The 20762-nt window shown below is 44.1% G+C and carries 23 protein-coding genes; 13 read left to right on the top strand and 10 right to left on the bottom strand.

The features are described from left to right. Positions 1–9: 9 nt before the first annotated feature. Together OCT63_RS05545 and OCT63_RS05540 are read left to right on the top strand one after the other, a co-directional pair. A complete protein-coding gene (locus OCT63_RS05545) occupies positions 10–2883 on the top strand; it encodes a valine--tRNA ligase (protein ID WP_269983334.1) in 2874 nt (957 codons plus the stop codon). 224 nt (positions 2884–3107) lie between these two features. Continuing rightward, on the top strand, positions 3108–4013 hold the full coding sequence (locus OCT63_RS05540) for a bifunctional helix-turn-helix transcriptional regulator/GNAT family N-acetyltransferase (RefSeq protein WP_269983333.1): 906 nt from the start codon (positions 3108–3110) through the stop codon (positions 4011–4013). Positions 4014–4106: 93 nt separating this feature from the next. Here OCT63_RS05540 and OCT63_RS05535 read toward each other — a convergent pair whose 3' ends face one another. Beyond that, on the bottom strand, positions 4107–4904 hold the full coding sequence (locus OCT63_RS05535) for a glycosyl hydrolase 2 galactose-binding domain-containing protein (protein WP_269983332.1): 798 nt from the start codon (positions 4902–4904) through the stop codon (positions 4107–4109). Between the two features lie 126 nt (positions 4905–5030). After that, entirely contained in the window at positions 5031–5447 is a 417-nt protein-coding gene (gene rraB / locus OCT63_RS05530) for a ribonuclease E inhibitor RraB (protein WP_269983331.1), read from the bottom strand. Positions 5448–6024: 577 nt separating this feature from the next. Here rraB and arcA point away from each other — a divergent pair. From arcA to OCT63_RS05505, 5 genes are all read left to right on the top strand, one after another. Further along, entirely contained in the window at positions 6025–7245 is a 1221-nt protein-coding gene (gene arcA / locus OCT63_RS05525; RefSeq protein WP_017055309.1) for an arginine deiminase, read from the top strand. Between the two features lie 156 nt (positions 7246–7401). Next, positions 7402–8406 (top strand): ornithine carbamoyltransferase, encoded by a 1005-nt coding sequence (locus tag OCT63_RS05520; RefSeq protein WP_161687917.1) that lies wholly within the window; start codon positions 7402–7404, stop codon positions 8404–8406. A gap of 265 nt (positions 8407–8671) precedes the next feature. Then, a complete protein-coding gene (gene pyrB / locus OCT63_RS05515; RefSeq protein ID WP_004735321.1) occupies positions 8672–9601 on the top strand; it encodes an aspartate carbamoyltransferase in 930 nt (309 codons plus the stop codon). Positions 9602–9613: 12 nt separating this feature from the next. Then, positions 9614–10075, top strand: a complete 462-nt coding sequence (gene pyrI / locus OCT63_RS05510; protein ID WP_161687915.1) for an aspartate carbamoyltransferase regulatory subunit — start codon at positions 9614–9616, stop codon at positions 10073–10075. A gap of 135 nt (positions 10076–10210) precedes the next feature. Further along, complete coding sequence (locus tag OCT63_RS05505) at positions 10211–10600, top strand: RidA family protein (RefSeq protein ID WP_004735319.1); 390 nt, start codon at positions 10211–10213, stop codon at positions 10598–10600. Between the two features lie 109 nt (positions 10601–10709). On the opposite strand, the gene OCT63_RS05500 is transcribed toward OCT63_RS05505, so the two are convergent. From OCT63_RS05500 to mlaF, 8 genes are all read right to left on the bottom strand, one after another. Continuing rightward, positions 10710–11435, bottom strand: coding sequence for a 1-acylglycerol-3-phosphate O-acyltransferase (locus OCT63_RS05500; RefSeq protein WP_161687913.1), 726 nt, complete (start codon positions 11433–11435; stop codon positions 10710–10712). A 150-nt stretch (positions 11436–11585) separates the two neighbouring features. Beyond that, a complete protein-coding gene (murA, locus tag OCT63_RS05495) occupies positions 11586–12851 on the bottom strand; it encodes a UDP-N-acetylglucosamine 1-carboxyvinyltransferase (RefSeq protein WP_060468670.1) in 1266 nt (421 codons plus the stop codon). Between the two features lie 8 nt (positions 12852–12859). Further along, positions 12860–13114 carry a BolA family iron metabolism protein IbaG gene (gene ibaG, locus OCT63_RS05490; protein WP_010435028.1) on the bottom strand — a complete coding sequence of 85 codons (255 nt, stop codon included), beginning with the start codon at positions 13112–13114 and terminating at the stop codon, positions 12860–12862. Between the two features lie 13 nt (positions 13115–13127). Continuing rightward, positions 13128–13436: an STAS domain-containing protein gene (locus OCT63_RS05485; protein WP_060468671.1), complete on the bottom strand. Its 309-nt coding sequence runs from the start codon at positions 13434–13436 to the stop codon at positions 13128–13130. Further along, positions 13436–14059, bottom strand: a complete 624-nt coding sequence (locus OCT63_RS05480) for an MlaC/ttg2D family ABC transporter substrate-binding protein (RefSeq protein ID WP_237668692.1) — start codon at positions 14057–14059, stop codon at positions 13436–13438. The genes OCT63_RS05485 and OCT63_RS05480 overlap by 1 nt, the downstream gene beginning before the upstream one ends. 76 nt (positions 14060–14135) lie before the next feature. Beyond that, a complete protein-coding gene (mlaD, locus tag OCT63_RS05475; protein WP_017055318.1) occupies positions 14136–14627 on the bottom strand; it encodes an outer membrane lipid asymmetry maintenance protein MlaD in 492 nt (163 codons plus the stop codon). A 2-nt stretch (positions 14628–14629) separates the two neighbouring features. Beyond that, complete coding sequence (gene mlaE / locus OCT63_RS05470; RefSeq protein ID WP_060468672.1) at positions 14630–15409, bottom strand: lipid asymmetry maintenance ABC transporter permease subunit MlaE; 780 nt, start codon at positions 15407–15409, stop codon at positions 14630–14632. Between the two features lies 1 nt (position 15410). After that, complete coding sequence (gene mlaF, locus OCT63_RS05465) at positions 15411–16205, bottom strand: phospholipid ABC transporter ATP-binding protein MlaF (RefSeq protein ID WP_161687911.1); 795 nt, start codon at positions 16203–16205, stop codon at positions 15411–15413. A 265-nt stretch (positions 16206–16470) separates the two neighbouring features. Here mlaF and OCT63_RS05460 point away from each other — a divergent pair, with 265 nt between their 5' ends. The 6 genes from OCT63_RS05460 to lptB are packed head-to-tail and all read left to right on the top strand — an operon-like array spanning position 16471 to position 20762. Then, entirely contained in the window at positions 16471–17436 is a 966-nt protein-coding gene (locus OCT63_RS05460; RefSeq protein ID WP_060468674.1) for a calcium/sodium antiporter, read from the top strand. Between the two features lie 34 nt (positions 17437–17470). After that, positions 17471–18442: an arabinose-5-phosphate isomerase KdsD gene (gene kdsD, locus OCT63_RS05455; RefSeq protein ID WP_161687909.1), complete on the top strand. Its 972-nt coding sequence runs from the start codon at positions 17471–17473 to the stop codon at positions 18440–18442. Beyond that, positions 18442–18999 (top strand): 3-deoxy-manno-octulosonate-8-phosphatase KdsC, encoded by a 558-nt coding sequence (kdsC, locus tag OCT63_RS05450; protein WP_060468676.1) that lies wholly within the window; start codon positions 18442–18444, stop codon positions 18997–18999. The genes kdsD and kdsC overlap by 1 nt, the downstream gene beginning before the upstream one ends. Further along, complete coding sequence (gene lptC, locus OCT63_RS05445) at positions 18996–19559, top strand: LPS export ABC transporter periplasmic protein LptC (protein WP_060468677.1); 564 nt, start codon at positions 18996–18998, stop codon at positions 19557–19559. Before kdsC ends, lptC begins: the two co-directional genes overlap by 4 nt. Beyond that, positions 19540–20034 carry a lipopolysaccharide transport periplasmic protein LptA gene (lptA, locus tag OCT63_RS05440; protein WP_017055326.1) on the top strand — a complete coding sequence of 165 codons (495 nt, stop codon included), beginning with the start codon at positions 19540–19542 and terminating at the stop codon, positions 20032–20034. The genes lptC and lptA overlap by 20 nt, the downstream gene beginning before the upstream one ends. 2 nt (positions 20035–20036) lie before the next feature. Beyond that, positions 20037–20762 carry an LPS export ABC transporter ATP-binding protein gene (lptB, locus tag OCT63_RS05435; RefSeq protein ID WP_004735304.1) on the top strand — a complete coding sequence of 242 codons (726 nt, stop codon included), beginning with the start codon at positions 20037–20039 and terminating at the stop codon, positions 20760–20762.

The raw sequence follows: 20762 nt of genomic DNA, 5'->3' as shown, positions 1-20762 counted from the left end.
AAGAGCACTATGGAAAAGACATACAACCCAACATCAATCGAACAAGCTCTGTATCAGACTTGGGAAGAGAAAGGCTACTTCAAGCCACACGGTGACACATCAAAAGAAGCTTACAGCATCATGATCCCGCCACCGAACGTCACTGGCAGCCTACACATGGGTCACGCGTTCCAAGATACGATCATGGATACGCTTATCCGTGCTCAACGTATGAAAGGCAAAAACACGCTTTGGCAAGTAGGTACTGACCACGCTGGTATCGCAACTCAAATGGTTGTTGAGCGTAAGATTGCTGCTGAAGAAGGCAAGACAAAACACGACTACGGCCGTGAAGCTTTCATCGACAAGATCTGGGAATGGAAAGGCGAATCAGGTGGCACGATCACTCAACAACTTCGTCGTCTTGGTGCATCTGTAGACTGGGATCGTGAGCGATTCACTATGGATGACGGCCTATCGGCTGCAACTCAAGAAGTGTTTGTTCGTCTGTACGAAGAAGACCTAATCTACCGTGGTAAGCGTCTAGTAAACTGGGATCCTAAACTGCACACTGCAATTTCGGATCTTGAAGTTGAAAACAAAGACAAAAAAGGTTTCATGTGGCACTTCCGCTACCCGCTAGCGAACGGTGTTAAAACGGCTGATGGCAAAGACTACATTGTTGTTGCAACTACGCGTCCAGAAACCATGCTTGGTGATACTGGCGTAGCCGTAAACCCAGAAGATCCACGTTACAAAGATCTTATCGGTAAAGAGATCCTGCTTCCTGTTGTTAACCGTCTTATCCCTATCGTAGGCGATGAGCACGCAGACATGGAAAAAGGTACTGGTTGTGTGAAGATCACACCAGCTCACGACTTTAACGATTACGAAGTGGGTAAGCGCAACAATCTACCAATGATCAACATCCTAACGTTCAACGCTGATATCCGTGATGCTGCTGAAATATTCACAACCAACGGCGAAGAAAGCGATGTTTACTCAACAGATATCCCTGCTAAATACCAAGGCATGGAGCGCTTTGCTGCTCGTAAAGCTATTGTTGCTGAATTCGAAGAACTTGGTCTTCTTGAAGAGATCAAAGATCACGACCTAACCGTGCCTTACGGCGACCGTGGTGGTGTCGTTATCGAACCAATGCTGACTGACCAATGGTACGTACGCACAGCACCTCTTGCTGAGCCTGCAGTTAAAGCCGTTGAAGATGGTCAAATCCAGTTCGTGCCTAAGCAGTACGAAAACATGTACTTCGCGTGGATGCGTGACGTGCAAGACTGGTGTATCTCTCGTCAACTTTGGTGGGGCCACCGTATCCCAGCATGGTACGACAACGATGGTAAAGTTTACGTAGGTCGCACTGAAGAAGAAGTTCGTGAAAAGAACAACCTAGCGCCTGTTGTTGTACTTAAGCAAGACGACGACGTACTAGACACTTGGTTCTCTTCTGCACTTTGGACGTTCGGCACACAAGGCTGGCCTGAAGATACTGAAGCGCTGAAAACATTCCACCCATCTGAAGTGCTAGTATCTGGTTTTGATATTATCTTCTTCTGGGTTGCTCGTATGATCATGATGACCATGCACTTCGTGAAAGATGAAGATGGCAAAGCTCAAGTACCTTTCAAAACCGTTTACATGACAGGTCTTATCCGTGATGAAAACGGCGACAAGATGTCTAAGTCGAAGGGTAACGTACTTGACCCTATCGACATGATTGACGGCATCGGCCTTGAAGAGCTAGTAGAGAAGCGTTGTGGCAACATGATGCAACCTAAACTAGCCGCTAAAATCGAGAAAAATACACGTAAGACTTTCGAAAACGGTATCGAACCACACGGTACTGACGCACTGCGTTTCACTCTTGCTGCTATGGCTTCAACAGGCCGTGACATCAACTGGGACATGAAGCGTCTTGAAGGTTACCGTAACTTCTGTAACAAGCTATGGAACGCAAGCCGTTACGTACTGATGAATACAGAAGAACACGATTGTGGCATGTCACTGTCTGTTGAAGACCGTGCAAACATGGAATTCTCTCTAGCCGATAAGTGGATTGAATCTCAGTTTGAAGTTACAGCGAAAGAGTTTAACGCTCACCTAGACAACTACCGTCTAGACATGGCGGCAAACACGCTTTACGAATTCATCTGGAACCAATTCTGTGACTGGTACCTAGAGCTCACTAAACCGGTTCTTTGGAAAGGGTCTGAAGCTCAACAACAAGCGACTCGTTACACGCTTATCACGGTTCTTGAGAAGACTCTCCGTCTTGCTCACCCTGTTCTTCCTTACATCACTGAATCTATTTGGCAGAGCGTTAAGCCGTTAGTAGATGGTGTTGAAGGCGAGACAATTATGACTCAAGCGCTTCCTCAGTTTAACGAAGATAACTTCAATGCTGAGATCGTAGAAGACATCGAATGGGTTAAGACTTTCATCACCGCGATCCGTAACCTACGTGCGGAATACGACATTGCACCAAGCCAAGGCTTAGAAGTAATGATCAAAGTAGCTGATGAGAAAGACGCTGCTCGTATCGAAGCGAACAAGATCGTTCTTAACTCTCTGGCTAAACTAGACGACATTAAAGTTCTAGCTGATGATAAAGAGACTCCTGCTTGCGCAACCAAACTGGTTGGCAAATCTGAGCTAATGATCCCAATGGCAGGTCTTATCGACAAAGATGCAGAGCTTGCTCGTCTAGATAAAGAAGTTGCTAAGACTCACGGTGAGATTAATCGTATCGAAGGTAAGCTAGGTAACGAAGGTTTCGTTGCTAAAGCACCAGAAGCGGTTATCGCGAAAGAGCGTGAAAAGCTAGAAGGCTACCAAGAGACTCTTGTTAAGCTTGAAGAGCAAAAAATGACCATCGCAGCTCTATAATCTTCAATGCTCAGTTGAGTGATTAAGTACCAATTGAAAGCCGGTGTGAAAACATCGGCTTTTTTATGACCTAAAGAAAACCCTCCCCCTCAAATAACTCCTCCAAAGGTTAGCAATAAACGAAATGACCATTACTTATTGACGTAGTCCAGTGACATAGCTTATTGACATGGTTGCGAGTCGCAATTACATTATATGTATTAAAATCATACTGAGGAGGTAACATGACTTCTGCACAACTTAGAGAATTATCACGTCAGCTCGTTCGACACCTTGGAATGCTCGACAAAGATTGTGGTGATATTGCCCTACCTCCAATTCAAGCCCATACGCTTATCGAGTTAGAACTGCAGCCATTAACCGTGAATCAACTGGCGGATAAGCTCAATATCGATAAATCTAACGCCAGTAGAGCAGTCAATAATCTAGTAAAGAACTCACTGATTCAAACCTCACAACACCCCAATGATAAGCGCAGTGTTGTTGCCTCATTAACCCCCCAAGGTCTTGAGACACTGACCAAGCTACACCAGCAACAAAATCAATTTTACGATTCGGTACTCGAACGTTTAACCGAAACGGAAACTCAACAAGTCGCAGGCGGAATAGAGCAATATCTAAAAGCACTGCAACAAAGCCACGCCTCAAGTAATGTGGAGGTTCGCCCCCTAAAACAGCACGACAACACCGAAGTTGCCAATGTGATTCGCCAAGTCTCTTATGAAAACGGGTTAACCGAAGACAAAGGTTATGGTGTGGCGGATCCCACCTTAGAAGACATGTTCAGTGTTTATAACAATGGAAGATCGCAATATTGGGTGATTGAGCTTGATGGAAAGGTGGTCGGTGGTGGCGGGTTTGCACCATTAGCCGGTATGCCAGAAGTCTGTGAACTGCAAAAGATGTACTTCTTGCCAGAAACCAGAGGCAAAGGCTTAGCGAAGAAGTTGGTTAATATGTCGATGGAGAAAGCTAAAGCTCTGGGTTATCAACATATGTATCTAGAAACGACCGAATGCCTTAATGCCGCCGTTAAACTTTACGAAAAACTGGGCTTTGATCACCTTGATTCAGCTTGGGGAGAAACAGGCCATGACGCTTGTGAAGTGGTCATGGCCAAAACGCTATAATGTGTTTTTGAAATAGGGTTAGCGTCGGCAGTTCATTGATGAGAAGCCAGTACACGAATTGATGCATTGCGTAACAGGCTAATTGAAGAAACACTAGTTACGCAAAAAATTACTCACGCAAGAGGCTGGATTCAAGGCAACAAAAGAGCTCTCTTTCTGTCCATCCAATTCAACTTCTAATTGATACAAATGCTTAGGGTTGGGGTCATCAAGATCAAAAAGGACCGGAGCTTCAACCTGAAATACCACACCAGTATGCTCAGCTCGTACATCTATTGGCATGACTAATGTCATACCGTTGAATTTGATTGATGCAGAGACTAGCCCTGCTTTTAATGTCCGATAAATAACATCCACTTTAAACTCACAACCACCACCGTGGTGCCAGATTTGCTCGGTGACGACTTGTTCAAGCTTCACATTACGAACAAACTGCAAATACGGTACGTGCCAAATCCCAATACGTGAATCTGATTTAGTAACGGCTGCTGAAGATACAGAGTCATCCATATCCTCTTCAAGTAACAGGCTCTCCTCTTCTTCAAGGAAAAGGATCTCAAAACGATTGCGACCAAGCTGCATATAAGGGCGAATGTCTTTACGATATTCAGCTTCGCTACCATCACAGTCAAACACGGCAACGCCATTGAGTCGTACTTCTGCAAAGTAATCAACGCCTGCGACAACTAGCTCAACAAATGAGCACGCCAACATGGCATCATCCACTTCGATGTCATGCATCAGGTGCCACTCTTGCTCTGCGATTTCCTCTTCACTCAAGTGATCAGGGAGTTTAGAGCTTAACGGAGCAGGAAAGGTAATGTCATCTTGTGGGATTGAGAGATCCGTCAGTGGCGAAATTTGCCAAAAACCATCGAGAGGTAGCTGCATGTCATTCCTTGAGCTAGATCAATTTTGACCGCATTATAATGAATGAATGCATATAAAGACATTCATTTTTCTGAGGACAAAAAAATGCCAGCTAGTCGCTGGCATTCTTTTAAAATTGGGAAAGAATTACTCTTCGCCTTCATCATCTTCTTCAGGGTAGATAGCATCTGCACCTTCGTAGTAAGTGCCCCAACCGTCATAGATAATGTCAAATTTTTCTGCAAGATTCACAAGCTTTTCAACTTGCTCATCAATCGCTTCTGCATTCAGAGTACACTGCATCGTTGCATCACAACAAAGTAGCTTCTTACCATCTTCGTCTTCTGTCTCTTCAGCTTCAAGCACTTCAAAGCCTATTTTGAATGCTTCAACAACCGCTTTCTCAAGTACGTCGAAATCTTCAGCGAATAGGTGATGCTCAATATCGTATAGAGCTTCAGGATCGCTACCATCTTCAATTAATGCTGTAATGATGTCGCGAGTCTCTTCCTTTTGAAATTCAATTAATTCCGCTACTGATAGATATTCATCTTCGTGAGACATGTGTCTGCTCCAGAGTGTTGACTATGAAAAGATCAAATTTGATTGCCACGAAATATGGCACGGATCGTCTAGAAAAGCCACCTAGATCAGGCTTAGAAAGGTAAGTTTATCGCGAGATAGCAAAGGCGATATCGATTCAAAAGTGAAATCAAAATCACATAAACAAATTTTCAACATTTTATTAACCGTCGTGTGTTTTAGCATTTCATTTTTATTGTTACTTTTAGTCTTAGTCTTCAAGAATTGAGTGGTTAGTCATATCAAATGCATACTGACGATCACTTGACTGATGCATAAAACCTCATAAAAAAGTAAATAACTGCATATTTTTTGAATGGAAAATCATGTTCACCAAGCATAGTGGATCATCGAATAACTAAAATTTAAGCATAGAACCGCAAAAAGTTTGTTCCAGAATTAAGCCTTTCGATTGGATTTTAATACCAACAAACTTAAATAACTCAGAATTTAAACCCAAAAATATCAGAACAACACAGCCTTTACACAATCTTCAAAACTTGCATATTACGATCAAGCTTGTCATAAATAGAAGCTGGATTAATAGTAAGGATGCAAAATGAGTAAGCTGTACGTTGGCTCCGAAGTCGGTCAATTAAGACGAGTTCTCCTAAATAGACCTGAAAGAGCACTCACCCACCTCACCCCTTCAAACTGTCACGAACTTCTATTTGATGATGTACTTGCCGTTGAAGCTGCTGGTGAAGAGCATGATGCCTTTGCAGAAACACTGCGTGACCAAGACGTTGAAGTGCTGTTACTGCATGACCTATTAGTTGAGACACTCGCAGTGACTCAAGCTCGTGAATGGCTGCTTAATACTCAAATCTCTGATTTCCGTTACGGCCCTACATTCGCACGTGAGTTAAGAGAGTACCTTGCTCAAATGGACAATGAGCACTTGGCCACGCTCCTACTTGGTGGTTTAGCCTACTCAGAGCTTCCTATCAAATCATCTTCAATGCTACCGAAGATGCATCGACCACTCGATTTCGTTATCGAACCGCTCCCTAACCATCTATTTACACGAGATACCTCATGTTGGGTTTATGGAGGCGTCTCTCTTAACCCGATGATGATGCCAGCTCGTCAACGAGAAACGAATCACTTGCGAGCAATATATCGCTGGCACCCTGTCTTCGCTGGCCAAGATTTTATTAAGTATTTCGGTGATGAAGATCTTCATTACGACAACGCCAATATTGAAGGCGGCGATGTCCTAGTTATTGGTAAAGGCGCCGTACTTATCGGTATTTCAGAGCGAACTAAACCACAGGGTGTCGAAAACCTAGCGGCAAGTTTATTCAAATCCGGTCAAGCGAAAGAAGTCATTGCGATTGATTTACCAAAGCACCGCTCTTGCATGCACCTTGATACGGTAATGACTCATATGGATATCGACACGTTCTCAGTCTACCCAGAAATTGTTCGCAAAGACCTAGACACCTGGCGCTTAACGCCAAAAGAAAATGGCGAGATGCGTGTAGAAAAGGCTGACAACTACCTTTCTGCTATTGAAGGTGCATTAGGACTCGATCAACTGAAGATTATAACCACGGGTGGTGACAACTACGAAGCTGAGCGTGAACAGTGGAATGACGCTAACAACGTACTAACGGTGAAACCGGGTACCGTTATCGGTTATGAACGCAATGTTTACACCAACGAGAAGTACGACAAAGCCGGTATCGAAGTTCTGACAATTCCGGGCAACGAACTCGGTCGTGGTCGTGGTGGCGCTCGTTGTATGAGTTGTCCTATCGAAAGAGACGGTATCTAAGTCAAATAGCTCAGCTAATCGGAAACAATAGCGTATCTAGGCCAGTATTATTTTACTGGCCTTTTTTATTAAAAAAATAAAATAAGTATTCACAAATACAGCATTTTTATGTTTAACTGAGTTCTTCATTGATTCTATATACCCAAGGAGCGAGAGATGGCCTTTAATCTTCGCAATCGTAACTTTCTAAAACTTCTCGACTTTACTCCTAAAGAGATTCAGTTTTTACTCGATCTGTCTGCTGACCTAAAAAAAGCTAAGTATGCAGGTACAGAGCAGAAAAAGCTTAACGGCAAAAACATCGCTTTGATCTTTGAAAAAGCATCAACTCGAACTCGATGCGCTTTTGAAGTCGCCGCCTTTGATCAAGGTGCTCAAGTCTCTTATTTGGGTCCTTCTGGTTCTCAGATTGGTCAGAAAGAATCAATGAAAGATACGGCTCGTGTACTAGGTCGTATGTACGATGGTATTGAATATCGCGGTTTTGGCCAGAGCATTGTCGAAGATCTAGGCGCATACGCTGGTGTGCCGGTTTGGAATGGTCTAACCGATGAATTTCATCCAACCCAGATCTTGGCTGACTTCCTCACTATGCTTGAGCATGGTCGTGGTAAACATCTGCACCAAATCAGCTTTGCTTACCTTGGTGATGCACGTAACAACATGGGGAACTCTCTGTTAGTGGGTGCCGCGAAAATGGGCATGGATATCCGCCTTGTCGCGCCAAAAGCCTTTTGGCCAGAAGAACAACTTGTCGAAGAGTGCCAAGCCATTGCACAAAACACTGGTGCAAAAATCACGCTAACTGAAGACGTAACTGAAGGCGTGAAAGATTGTGATTTTCTTTACACCGATGTTTGGGTTTCAATGGGTGAAGCACCTGAAGCTTGGGACGAACGCGTGGCTGTAATGACGCCTTACCAAGTGAATATGGATGTCATTAAGTTGACTGGTAACCCTCAAGTGAAGTTCATGCATTGCCTGCCTGCTTTCCACAACAATGAAACCGTGATCGGCCAGCAAGTCGCAGACAAATATGGAATGAACGGTTTGGAAGTAACAGACGAAGTGTTTGAATCTGATTACTCTATTGTGTTTGATGAAGCAGAGAATCGCATGCACACCATCAAGGCCGTAATGGTGGCAACCTTAGGTCAATAACGAAGAATGAAAGTAAACAAAGCTTGATGTAATCGCTTGCGCTCACAATTTGAAAGCGTATAATTCTCGGCAATTTGTCTGAGAGTAGTGAAAATGACGCCAACCAATATTGTGAAAACACATAATAAAATTGTGAAAACACCTAATATTGCTCACAAGCTAAGATGCTTAACAGGTCGTCTATTCTGCTTTTCAGCACTTTTTTAAAGCCTCCCATTATGGGGGGCTTTTTTATGGCTAATACATTATTGTGGGGAAGAAGATCATGGCGAATTCGCTCTATCAAAAGCACATCATCTCAATTCCAGAGCTTTCTCGTGAAGAGCTAGAATTAATTGTTCAAACGGCAGGTCAACTTAAAGCTGAACCAAACCCAGAACTCATCAAGAACAAAGTTGTTGCCAGCTGCTTCTTCGAGCCTTCAACGCGAACTCGCCTCTCTTTTGAAACGGCTATTCAACGCATCGGCGGTGATGTGATTGGTTTCGACAGTGGTGGTAACACTTCACTGGCGAAGAAAGGCGAAACGCTAGCAGACTCAGTACAGGTTATCTCTTCATACGTTGATGCTTACGTAATGCGCCACCCTCAAGAAGGCGCAGCGCGTCTGGCTTCTGAGTTCTCAAACGGTGTGCCTGTTATTAACGCAGGTGACGGAGCAAACCAACACCCAACACAAACGCTATTAGACCTGTTCTCTATCGCTGAAACACAAGGCCGCCTAGATAACCTAAACGTGGCATTTGTTGGGGACCTTAAGTACGGTCGTACGGTTCACTCGCTGACTCAAGCACTAGCGAAATTCGACAACATCTGTTTCTACTTTGTGGCGCCAGAAGCGTTGGCGATGCCAGACTATATTTGTGAAGAACTTGATGAAGCGGGTATCAAGTACCAACTGCTGACAGACATGGAAGATGTGATTCCAGAGCTGGATGTTCTGTATATGACTCGAGTTCAAAAAGAGCGCTTTGATGAATCGGAATACGCGCACATCAAATCAGCGTACATCCTGACTGCTCCGATGTTGGAAAATGCACGTGATAACCTAAAGGTTCTTCACCCTCTTCCTCGTGTTGATGAAATTACTGTCGATGTCGATAAAACACCTTACGCGTACTACTTCCAGCAAGCAGAGAACGGTGTTTACGCACGTGAAGCACTGCTAGCCCTTGTTCTTAACGAAACACTGTAGAGGAGAGATATCATGTCTAAAGAGACTCAATTAAAAGTTGAAGCAATCAAAAACGGAACGGTTATCGACCATATCCCAGCTAACATCGGGATCAAGGTACTAAAACTGTTCGACATGCATAACTCAAATCAGCGAGTAACGATTGGCCTAAACCTGCCATCTTCTGCGCTAGGTGGAAAAGACCTGCTCAAAATTGAAAATGTGTTTATTACGGAAGAACAAGCAAGCAAGTTGGCACTTTACGCGCCTCACGCAACCGTTAACCAGATCGAAAATTACGCAGTCGTTAAAAAGCTGGCATTAGAACTTCCAGAGCAAATCAACAACGTATTTGAGTGCCCAAACACCAACTGTATTACCCACAACGAGCCTGTTGAAAGCAGCTTTAAGATCTTTGAAAAGAAAGAAGATATTCGATTAAGATGTAAGTACTGTGAAAAAGTTTTCTCTCGCGAAATCGTGACAGAAAGGTGACACGATACGGCAACACCGATCGAACGCAAAAACTATCAAATACCTCGCCTGTGCGGGGTATTTTGCGCTTTACCTAGCCTAAGTTTGAAGGCACACTGAAAATCAATTTTTATCTAATAACTGATGGAATAACTAATGACTAAAGTACTTCACACAGAATCAGCTCCAGCTGCAATCGGCCCATACGTACAAGGTGTTGACCTTGGAAACATGGTTCTGACTTCTGGTCAAATCCCAGTAAACCCAGCCACTGGTGAAGTATCTGCTGACATCGCAGAGCAAGCTCGCCAATCTCTAGACAACGTTCAAGCGGTTGTTGAAGCTTCAGGCCTGACTGTAAAAGACATCGTAAAACTAACGGTATTCGTTAAAGACCTAAACGACTTCGGCACAGTAAACGAAGTTTACGGTAAATTCTTTGATGAGCACGGCGTTGCAAACTACCCAGCACGTTCATGTGTAGAAGTCGCTCGTCTACCAAAAGATGTAGGTATCGAAATCGAAGCTATTGCGGTTCGCAAATAGATTTCGCTCTATTTAGTTGTCGGCTTAACGTAGAACTAAGCGTTGATGAGATACAAAAAAGGTTGCCTAGATGGCAACCTTTTTATTGTTCATCGCTTCGCTTAGATAATTACTTTTTATTAAGCTCAACCACTTCTTTGTCTAACTCTTCAAGCTTAGTAGCCATCTGCTCACGAGCTAGGTTAGCCAGTTCACGAACATTCGACTTGCTGTAACCTTCAGTGCTGATAGGTGGCAACATCTCAACAATCACGTGACCATTATTCCAGCGGTTCAACTTCACGTCACCCGTAGAGCTACACACGATAGGAATAATAGGCAAGCCAGCACCAATCGCAGCATGGAAAGCGCCCGTCTTAAACGGCAACAGGCCGCGGCCACGAGAACGAGTTCCTTCAGGAAACATCCATACCGACACATCGCTGCCTTTTAGGCTATTAACCACTTGATCAATCGTACCCACTGCTTTGCTGCGGTTCGCACGGTCGATCAGAATGTTGCCCGTCAACCAGTAAAGCTGACCAAATAGAGGCATCCAAGCTAAGCTTTTCTTACCCACGGTGACAACTTTAGGTGTTACCGCGGATGAAATCGTGAATAGGTCCCAGCTGTTTTGGTGGTTGGCCACATAAACATGCTGCCCGCGAGAGTATGCATCTTCCGGGATACGCAGCTCCAGCTTCATACCAAAGACTCTTGACATACGTCCAAAGTAACGGCCAAAAGTAAATACGTGTTTCGGGTTACGGGGGCTTAATAAACAGTAGCCACACCCAAATACAAACATAAGAATCGCAAATATCGCTAAAGCGAAAATACGTAAGATTGCTATCATTTTGTTCCTCACCAACCGTAACATTCGTTTATCTGCTAACAGAGAATAGTAACAGAGTCATTTACGGTAAATACAACTATAAAAAAGCCGAAACCAAGGTTCCGACTTTTGTGTTTTTATCTTATTTACTCATGAAGACACTAACCTAAGTTAGTTAGGCTCATGAAATCGTGTGATGTTAGCACCTAAAGCTGACAGCTTATCTTCAATCTTATCGTAGCCACGATCGATGTGATAAATACGGTCAACGATGGTTTCACCTTGAGCAATACAACCAGCAATAACAAGGCTCGCAGATGCACGAAGATCCGTAGCCATGACTTGAGCGCCGCTCAATTTCTCTGTTTCACCACAGATAGCCGTGTTACCTTCAATCTCAGCTTTTGCGCCCATTCGTTGTAACTCAGGAATGTGCATAAAGCGATTTTCGAAGATCGTTTCTGTAATCACACCACTGCCTTTTGCCATCATGTTTAGCAGCGTAAACTGTGCTTGCATGTCGGTTGGGAAACCAGGGTGTGGTGCTGTGACGATTTTCACCGCTTTCAGCTCACGACCTGTCATATCAAGGCTGATCCAGTCTTCGCCCGTTTCAACCTTCGCACCCGCTTCTTCAAGCTTCGCTAAGGCAGCTTCAAGAAGATGAGCGTTGGTATTGCGACAAACCACTTTACCGCCAGACACTGCCGCAGCAACAAGGAAGGTACCCGTTTCGATACGGTCAGCAACCACAGAGTGTTGACCACCACCAAGACGTTCAACGCCTTCGATAGTAATCGTGTCAGTACCGGCGCCAGAAATCTTAGCACCCAGTTTGTTTAGGAAGTCAGCAGTATCAACAATCTCAGGCTCACGCGCAGAGTTGTCTAATACTGTAGTTCCTTCCGCTAGTGTTGCTGCACACATGATAGTAATCGTAGCGCCAACGCTTACTTTATCCATCACGATGTGCGCGCCTTTCAAACGGCCATCAACACTTGCTTTCACATAACCATCTTCCAATGTAATGGTCGCACCTAGTTGTTCTAGGCCATGGATATGTAGATCAACAGGTCGAGCACCAATCGCACAGCCACCAGGAAGTGACACTTGCCCTTCACCAAAACGAGCCACTAGAGGACCTAAAGCCCAGATAGAAGCACGCATTGTTTTTACCAAATCGTAAGGCGCACAAAACTCATTGATTTCGCTGCCATCAACATGAACACTACCGTTGCGTGATACTTTCGCGCCTAAGCGTTTAAGTAATTCCATCGTCGTATCAATGTCACGTAGGTGGGGGACATTACTCACTTCAACTGGCTCTTCAGCAAGGATTGATGCGAATAAAATAGGTAGCGCTGCATTCTTTGCGCCTGAGATCGTCACTTCACCGCTTAACGGCTTGTCTGATCCAATAACTCGAAACTTTTCCATCATAAACCTTAAAGTGACATCAGTTTCTTATCACGTTCCCACTCTTCCGGCGTGAAAGCCTTAATAGAAAGAGCATGGATGTCATTGCGTTGAATGTATTCCATTAATGGGCCGTAGATTAGCTGCTGCTTCTTAACTCGATTCATGCCATCAAAACATGCATCAACCGCAACAACTTCGTAATGACTGCCTTCACCCTTCACGAAAATCTCCTGAAGGTTCAGTGCCTCTGCTAATAATTCTTGTACTTTTGTGCTGTCCACAAATAGCTCCTGCCTAATTTTTTGTGTGTTCTGCCATCATTGGCTGGATATTGCTCAATTGGAACAACGTTCGTAATTGTTCTGGCACGAAACTGAGCATTATATGACAGTTTTGATTTTTTGCATGCTCTAATAAGTGAATTAGCATCACCATTCCTGCTGAATCGACTCGATTTATATGGCTAAGGTCAATTTCAACGCTCGATTCCGTCGTTTGCCACTTTTCCAATATACGCCAGATTGCAGGAACACTGTCACGGTCCAAATCGCCATGAAGCTGATACTCTCTAGAACTTAGCGTTTGCCATTGAGAGTGACTCATTATTTGCTACTCTCAAAACGAATCGGTTGTGCAGCCAATTTCTCTAATTCAGCAGCCACCTGTAAGATACCTTCTTGACGAATCTTAGTATTCCACTCTGACTGCTTACTGGATAGTAGGCTAATACCCTCAGCAACCATATCAAATGCCTTCCACTCGCCCGATTTCTTGTCTTTGCGTAGCTTAAATTCAAGCTTAATATTTGGTCGTGGTGTATCAATAATATCGACTTTGATACTTGTAATACGGCTATCCGATTTGATTTTGGGTTCTGGACCAAATTCAATCGTTTGATCTGTGTATTGGGTCAGCACCTGAGCATAAGAAGAAACGAGATATTTACGGAATGAATCGATAAATACAAACACATCTTTTCTATCCGCACCTTTCAAATTAGGCCCGAGTAGTTTAAGCGCCGCATATTGAGCATTCACATAGGGCATTAACTCTTCTTCCACAATGACCTTCAATAATTCAGGATCTTGCTGGATATTTTTTTGTTCACTCTTTAAGCGATCAAAGGCAACTTCAGCGACCTGTTTCATCATTTGGTAAGGCTGGGTGCGGTCGATAGGCTCGGCCGCAAAAACCTGAGTCGACATCAGCAAAGTAACCATTGTCATAAACCATCTTTTCAAGATGGCACTCACTTTAAGCATGTTATAGTTCTTCAACAGGATACTGTTTTTTAACATGAGACTACTCCTCAGCTTCGTTTTCATCAGAGCCACCAACGCTATACAACACTTGGCCAATCAAGTCTTCTAACACTAACGCAGACTTAGTGTCTTCGATGGAATCACCATCAACCAACATCTCTTCGTCGTCAAAAACAAATCCTGGAACCAGACTGATGTACTGCTCACCGATTAAGCCAGACGTTAAGATTTGAGCACTAGAGGTATCTGGAAATTGTGAGTACTTCGCATCAATAGATAATTCAACCATAGGGAGATAGCTTTCAGTATCAAGTTGAATACTTTGCACTCGGCCAACAACCACACCACCCACTTTCACCGGAGAGCGAACTTTTAGGCTACCAATGTTATCAAATGTCGCTTTCAGGTTATAAGTATGATTCGAACCTATGCCTTTTACGTCAGCGACTTGAAAGATCATGATTAAAATTGCGCAAATTCCGGCAATAACAAAGGTGCCGACCCATAATTCTAATTTTCGAGTTTGTTGCATGATTAATTCCCAAACATCAATGCGGTAAGAACAAAATCTAGCCCTAATACCGCTAGAGAAGAGTGCACTACAGTGCGTGTGGTAGCCTGACTAATACCTTCAGAGGTCGGTACTGCATCATAACCATTGAAAAGTGCGATCCAAGTTACGGTGATAGCGAAGACCATACATTTGATCATGCTGTTACCAATATCTCGGCCAAGTTCAACTGAAGACTGCATCGCAGACCAGAAACTGCCGTGATCAATACCTTTCCAATCAACACCAACTAACTGAGCGCCCCAAATCCCGACCGCCATAAAGATCATAGCGAGCAGTGGCATTGAAATAAGCCCCGCCCAAAGACGCGGCGCAATAATACGTTTGATAGGATCGACAGCCATCATCTCAAGGCTAGAGATCTGCTCCGTTGCTTTCATTAAGCCAATTTCAGCCGTTAACGCTGAGCCCGCACGACCTGCAAATAGTAAAGCAGTTACCACAGGCCCCAGCTCTCGTAACAATGAAAGTGCAACCATTTGACCAAGGTTCCCCTCAGCGCCGTAATCAATTAACACGACATAACCCTGCAGGCTAAGTACCATGCCAATAAACAACCCCGAAACTAAAATGATAGCTAATGACTGAACACCAACGCTATAAAGTTGCTTAACTAATAAAGGGAAGTTTTTTAGTCTCGGAATGCCAAACAAAGCCCCGAATAACATCAGGCTTGCTCGACCAAATGACTCGCAAATCGCAAGTGTGCGTCTACCGACACCCGCAATAGTTTTAGCAATCATATTAAAACAAATCCTCTTCTAGGCTCTTTGCTGGGAATCTAAATGGCACCGGACCATCAGCTTCACCTTGCAAGAATTGCTGCACTCGTGGATCGCTGTTGCTGTACAGATCTTCAGGTGAACCTGCTGCAATGATTTTCCCATCAGCCATCAGATAAACCCAATCGGCAATGCTCATCACTTCAGGAACATCATGCGACACAATGACGGAGGTTAAACCCAAGGCTTGGTTAAGATTATGGATGAGTTCGACCAACACACCCATGGTGATAGGGTCTTGGCCAACAAAAGGCTCATCATACATAATAAGCTCCGGATCCAACGCAATAGCACGAGCCAACGCCGCTCGTCTCGCCATACCGCCAGACAACTCACTCGGCATTAACTCTGCAGCCCCTCGTAACCCTACTGCTTCAAGCTTAAGCAATACGATGGTACGAATAAACTTCTCATTGAGTTCGGTATGTTCCCTTAATGGAAAAGCCACATTATCAAAAACATTGAGATCCGTAAAAAGTGCACCAGACTGAAAAAGCATGCTCATTTTTTTACGGGCCTGATATAGCTTTCGGCGTGATAATGCAGGGATATTATCCCCATCAAACCAGACTTCACCTTCATCTGGCGGCAATTGGCCACCAATCAAACGCAGCAAGGTTGTTTTGCCAATCCCAGACGGTCCCATGATCGCAGTAATCTTTCCTCGAGGCACCTCCAAGCTAATATCATCAAAGATAAATCGCTCTCCTCGAGAGAAGCTAAGGTTCTTAACTTTCACAAGCTCAGTGTTCAACATATTTTTGTTGTTTCCTTGCTTTAAAAAACGCCAATTATGGCTGCAATAATAATGAGTCTACTTTAGAATTAAAAGCACTGTTCAATTAATTCATATTAAACATGAATCTATGCAGGGATTTGAAAGCATTAGAAAATTATCTATTCAGCTCTTTTTCTTACCGACTAACTGGTAATTAATTTGCCGAGTGACTTCCCTTTTACCTAGCAACAGGTCAAAATTAGCGGTTAATTCTTCGTTTTTTATTAATTTTTTAGGAATCATCATGCTTGAAGCGATTGCGTTTCTTATTATCGGTCTAGGTTTTTTGGTGTGGAGCGCAGATAAGCTGGTCTACGGCGCCGCGGCTCTTGCTCGCAACTTCGGTATCTCACCACTAGTTATCGGTATGACGATCTTAGCAATGGGTTCTTCAGCTCCTGAAATGATGGTTTCTGCGACTGCAGCCCTTGACGGCAAAACAGATACCGCCGTAGGTAACGTGATCGGCTCAAATATCGCAAACATCGCCCTGATTTTAGGTATTACAGCACTTATCAAGCCGTTATCGATTAGCTCTGGCGTCATTCGCCGTGAACTACCATTAATGATTGGTGTCACTTTATTAGCAGGCGCAATCCTTTGGGATAACCACTTAGGATTCTATGAAGGTGTATTACTGTTTGTACTTTTTGCCGCGTTCTTGTTTGCCATGCTGCAAATCAGCCGCAGTGAGAAGAAAAACGGCGATGCCTTCCTGGATGAACAAGAATCCGAAATTCCTCAAGGTGTAAGTAATCCTAAAGCCGCGATGTGGGTCGTGATTGGTTTGATCATTCTGCCTTTGGCCGCCGACATGCTGGTTGATAACGCGGTGATCATCGCGAAATATTTCGGCATGAGTGATCTAGTGATTGGTTTAACCATCATTGCCGTTGGTACTAGTTTACCTGAACTTGCAGCGTCGCTTGCTGGTGTGATGAAAGGTGAAGATGATATGGCCGTTGGTAACCTCATCGGTTCAAACGTATTCAACATCCTTGCGGTAATGGGGATCCCGGGCATCCTAAACCCTTCAATCTTGAGCGAGTTTGTTATGGGCCGTGACTTCTGGGTAATGCTAGGCGTCTCGCTACTGCTTGTAGTCATGGCTCTAGGGAAGTCTCGTAGCGTGAATCGTATTGAAGGCGGTGTGTTAATCGTGACGTTCGTGGCCTATCAAAGTTACCTACTAATGAATATGTCGGCTTAATTGTTAATTTAACTTCTCGTACTTGGAGTATTTGATGTCTCAGCCATTTGATTACCGCAGTGTTGCAAAACAAGTTTTGGACACCGAAGTTGCAGGTCTCACCCAATTAGACCAATATTTTAATGATGATTTTTGCAAGGCTTGCGACCTTATCCTGAACAACAAAGGTAAAGTCGTTGTGATGGGCATGGGGAAATCAGGCCACATTGGTAACAAAATCGCGGCAACTCTTGCAAGTACCGGCACATCGGCTTTCTTTGTACACCCAGGTGAAGCGGCACATGGTGACTTAGGCATGATTGAACCTGGCGATATAGTAATTGCGATATCCAACTCTGGGGAATCAGGAGAAATCCTTAGCCTGTTCCCAGTATTAAAGCGTCTGAACATAAAGATCATCAGCATGACGGGTAAGCCCTTATCAAACATGGCGACCTTGTCTGATATCCATTTACAAATTTCAGTACCGGAAGAGGCGTGTCCACTGGGCTTAGCACCAACCACCAGTACCACGGCGACTTTGGTTATGGGTGATGCATTAGCCGTCGCACTTTTACAAGCGCGAGGCTTTACTGCTCAAGATTTTGCACTGTCTCACCCTGGTGGCGCTTTAGGTCGTCAATTGTTGTTAAAACTTGACGACATCATGCACACAGGCGATGCACTTCCTGTTGTAGCACCAGATGCACTAGTAAGAGACGCTCTACTAGAAATATCTCAGAAAGGCCTAGGCATGACAGCCATCGTTGGTGCAGATGGTCAAATGGCCGGTATTTTTACCGATGGTGATTTACGCCGCATCTTAGACAAACGCGTTGATATCCATAACACTCAGATCGGCGATGTGATGACACTTAACCCAACGGTAGCAGAACCAAACATGCTTGCGGTAGAGGGACTAAACTTGATGCAAGCTAAAAGCATCAATGGCCTGATGTTGTGCCAAGAAGGTAAATTGGTTGGAGCCTTAAACATGCATGACTTACTGAAAGCAGGAGTAATGTAATGACACAGACAGTCGAAACCCTATACGGCACAGTAGATTCTGATGTGTTCGCAGTAGCAAAAGAGATCAAACTCCTAATTTGCGATGTAGACGGCGTCTTTTCTGATGGCCGCATCTACATGGGTAACAATGGTGAAGAGCTAAAAACGTTCCACACTCGTGACGGTTACGGTATTAAATCACTGATGAACGCAGGTATTGAAATCGCGATCATCACTGGCCGTAAATCTCAGATTGTTGAAAATAGAATGACGGCTTTGGGCATTAAGCTGATTTACCAAGGTCAGGACGATAAAGTTAAAGCATACCAAGATATTTGCGATAAGCTTTCTGTAAATCCTGAAAATACGGGTTACATCGGAGACGATCTGATTGATTGGCCTGTAATGGAAAAAGTTGGCTTGAAGGTATGTGTAGCAGATGGTCACCCACTACTTGCACAGCGAGCAAATTACGTAACAACCATTCACGGTGGTCATGGCGCGGTACGTGAAGTGTGCGACCTTATTTTACAAGCAAGAAATGAACTCGACGTGCATAAAGGTTTAAGCATATGAGTTTTACTCGTATTATCTATTTAATACTCATATTTATTGCCTCTTGGTCGACCTATTATCTATACGACAAAGAGCAAACATCGACGATACAAGTAGCTCCAAATTTGGAGTTGCCCGCGTTTAGTGGCAAAAGTCTAAACAACATTAGCTATGACCAATCAGGTATCCGTAGCTATCAGGTTGAATCGACCTATTTAGAACACTACTCAGTGGTGGGCGACACGCACTTTCAAAATCCAGTTCTTTCGGTATTTCGAGAAGGACACACAATTGAATGGCAAGTTACCGCCGATCGCGCGATTATGGATGAGAATCAAGTTGTCACTTTTTATGACAACGTAGTGGCCAAGAACCTGTTACCCGAAGCAAGCTTCGATACGATGACCACAGATGAAATGGTTGTTGAGCTAACTAGCCGAGATTTTTATTCAGAGACTCCGGTCCATATGATCGGTACATTTTTTGAAACTGAGGGGCAAGCAATGAAAGGTAACTTCGGTACCAACAATGCAACTCTCTTTAATTCTGTTCAAGGTAGATATGAAACTCTTACACCTTAGTTTATTCGCTTTGACCCTTGCGGCACCTAATGTCTATGCCCTTTCTTCGGATAGCGAGCAGCCTGTCTACATTGACTCAGACAGCCAGCAACTGGATATGAAAAGTAATCAAGTGACGTTCCTTGGTGATGTAAACCTTAAGCAAGGTAGCATCAACATCAATGCCGATAAGATCATTGTTACCCGTAATGCCGTAAACGGTGAGATTGAAGAAATTCAAGGTTTCGGTAAGCCAGCAACCTTCTCTCAGCTTACTGACGACGGGAAAACACTCTACGGTGAAGCTGACGATTTACATTACCAGCTTGTTGCTGACCGATTGATCATGACCAAGAATGCAATGCTATCTCAAGATGGCAGCATCATTCGTGGTTCTAAGATCACTTACCAGATCGGCTCTCAGAAATTAGTCGCTGACAGTGGTGAGAACAAACGTGTGTCAACGGTTTTACAACCAACGGAAGTGAATAAGTAACGATGGCTGTTCTAAAAGCAAAAAACCTAGCGAAAACATACAGCAAACGTAAGGTAGTAACCGACGTTAGCTTGCAGGTGGAGTCAGGCCAGATCGTCGGTCTGCTTGGACCGAACGGCGCAGGTAAAACCACGTCGTTCTATATGATAGTTGGTCTGGTTGCTCGTGATGAAGGCACCATCAGCATTGATGACCGAGACATCAGTATCTTGCCAATGCACAGTCGATCTCGCCTTGGTATCGGATACCTACCTCAAGAAGCATCGATTTTCCGCAAGTTGTCTGTTGAGAACAACATCATGGCGGTTTTACAAACCCGTGATGAGATGACCAACGAACAGCGTCAAGATAAGCTAGAAGACCTTCTAGAAGAGTTCCACATTCAACATATCCGCACCAGTAATGGTATGGCTCTGTCGGGTGGTGAGCGTCGTCGTGTTGAGATTGCTCGTGCACTAGCAGCAAACCCGCAGTTTATTCTATTGGATGAACCGTTCGCTGGTGTTGACCCGATCTCGGTTATCGATATCAAGAAAATCATTGTTCACCTGCGCGATCGCGGCTTGGGCGTTTTGATTACTGACCACAACGTTCGTGAAACCTTAGACGTATGTGAAAAAGCTTACATCGTAAGCCAAGGACACCTGATCGCTGAGGGAACTCCTGAAGATGTTCTCAATAACGAACAAGTTAAACAAGTTTATCTAGGCGAACAATTCCGTCTATGA

Origin of the sequence: Vibrio sp. RW, from assembly GCF_027587105.1 — a bacterium.
Classification (GTDB): Bacteria; Pseudomonadota; Gammaproteobacteria; order Enterobacterales; family Vibrionaceae; genus Vibrio; species Vibrio toranzoniae.
This window is presented reverse-complemented; position numbering and strand designations above follow the sequence as displayed.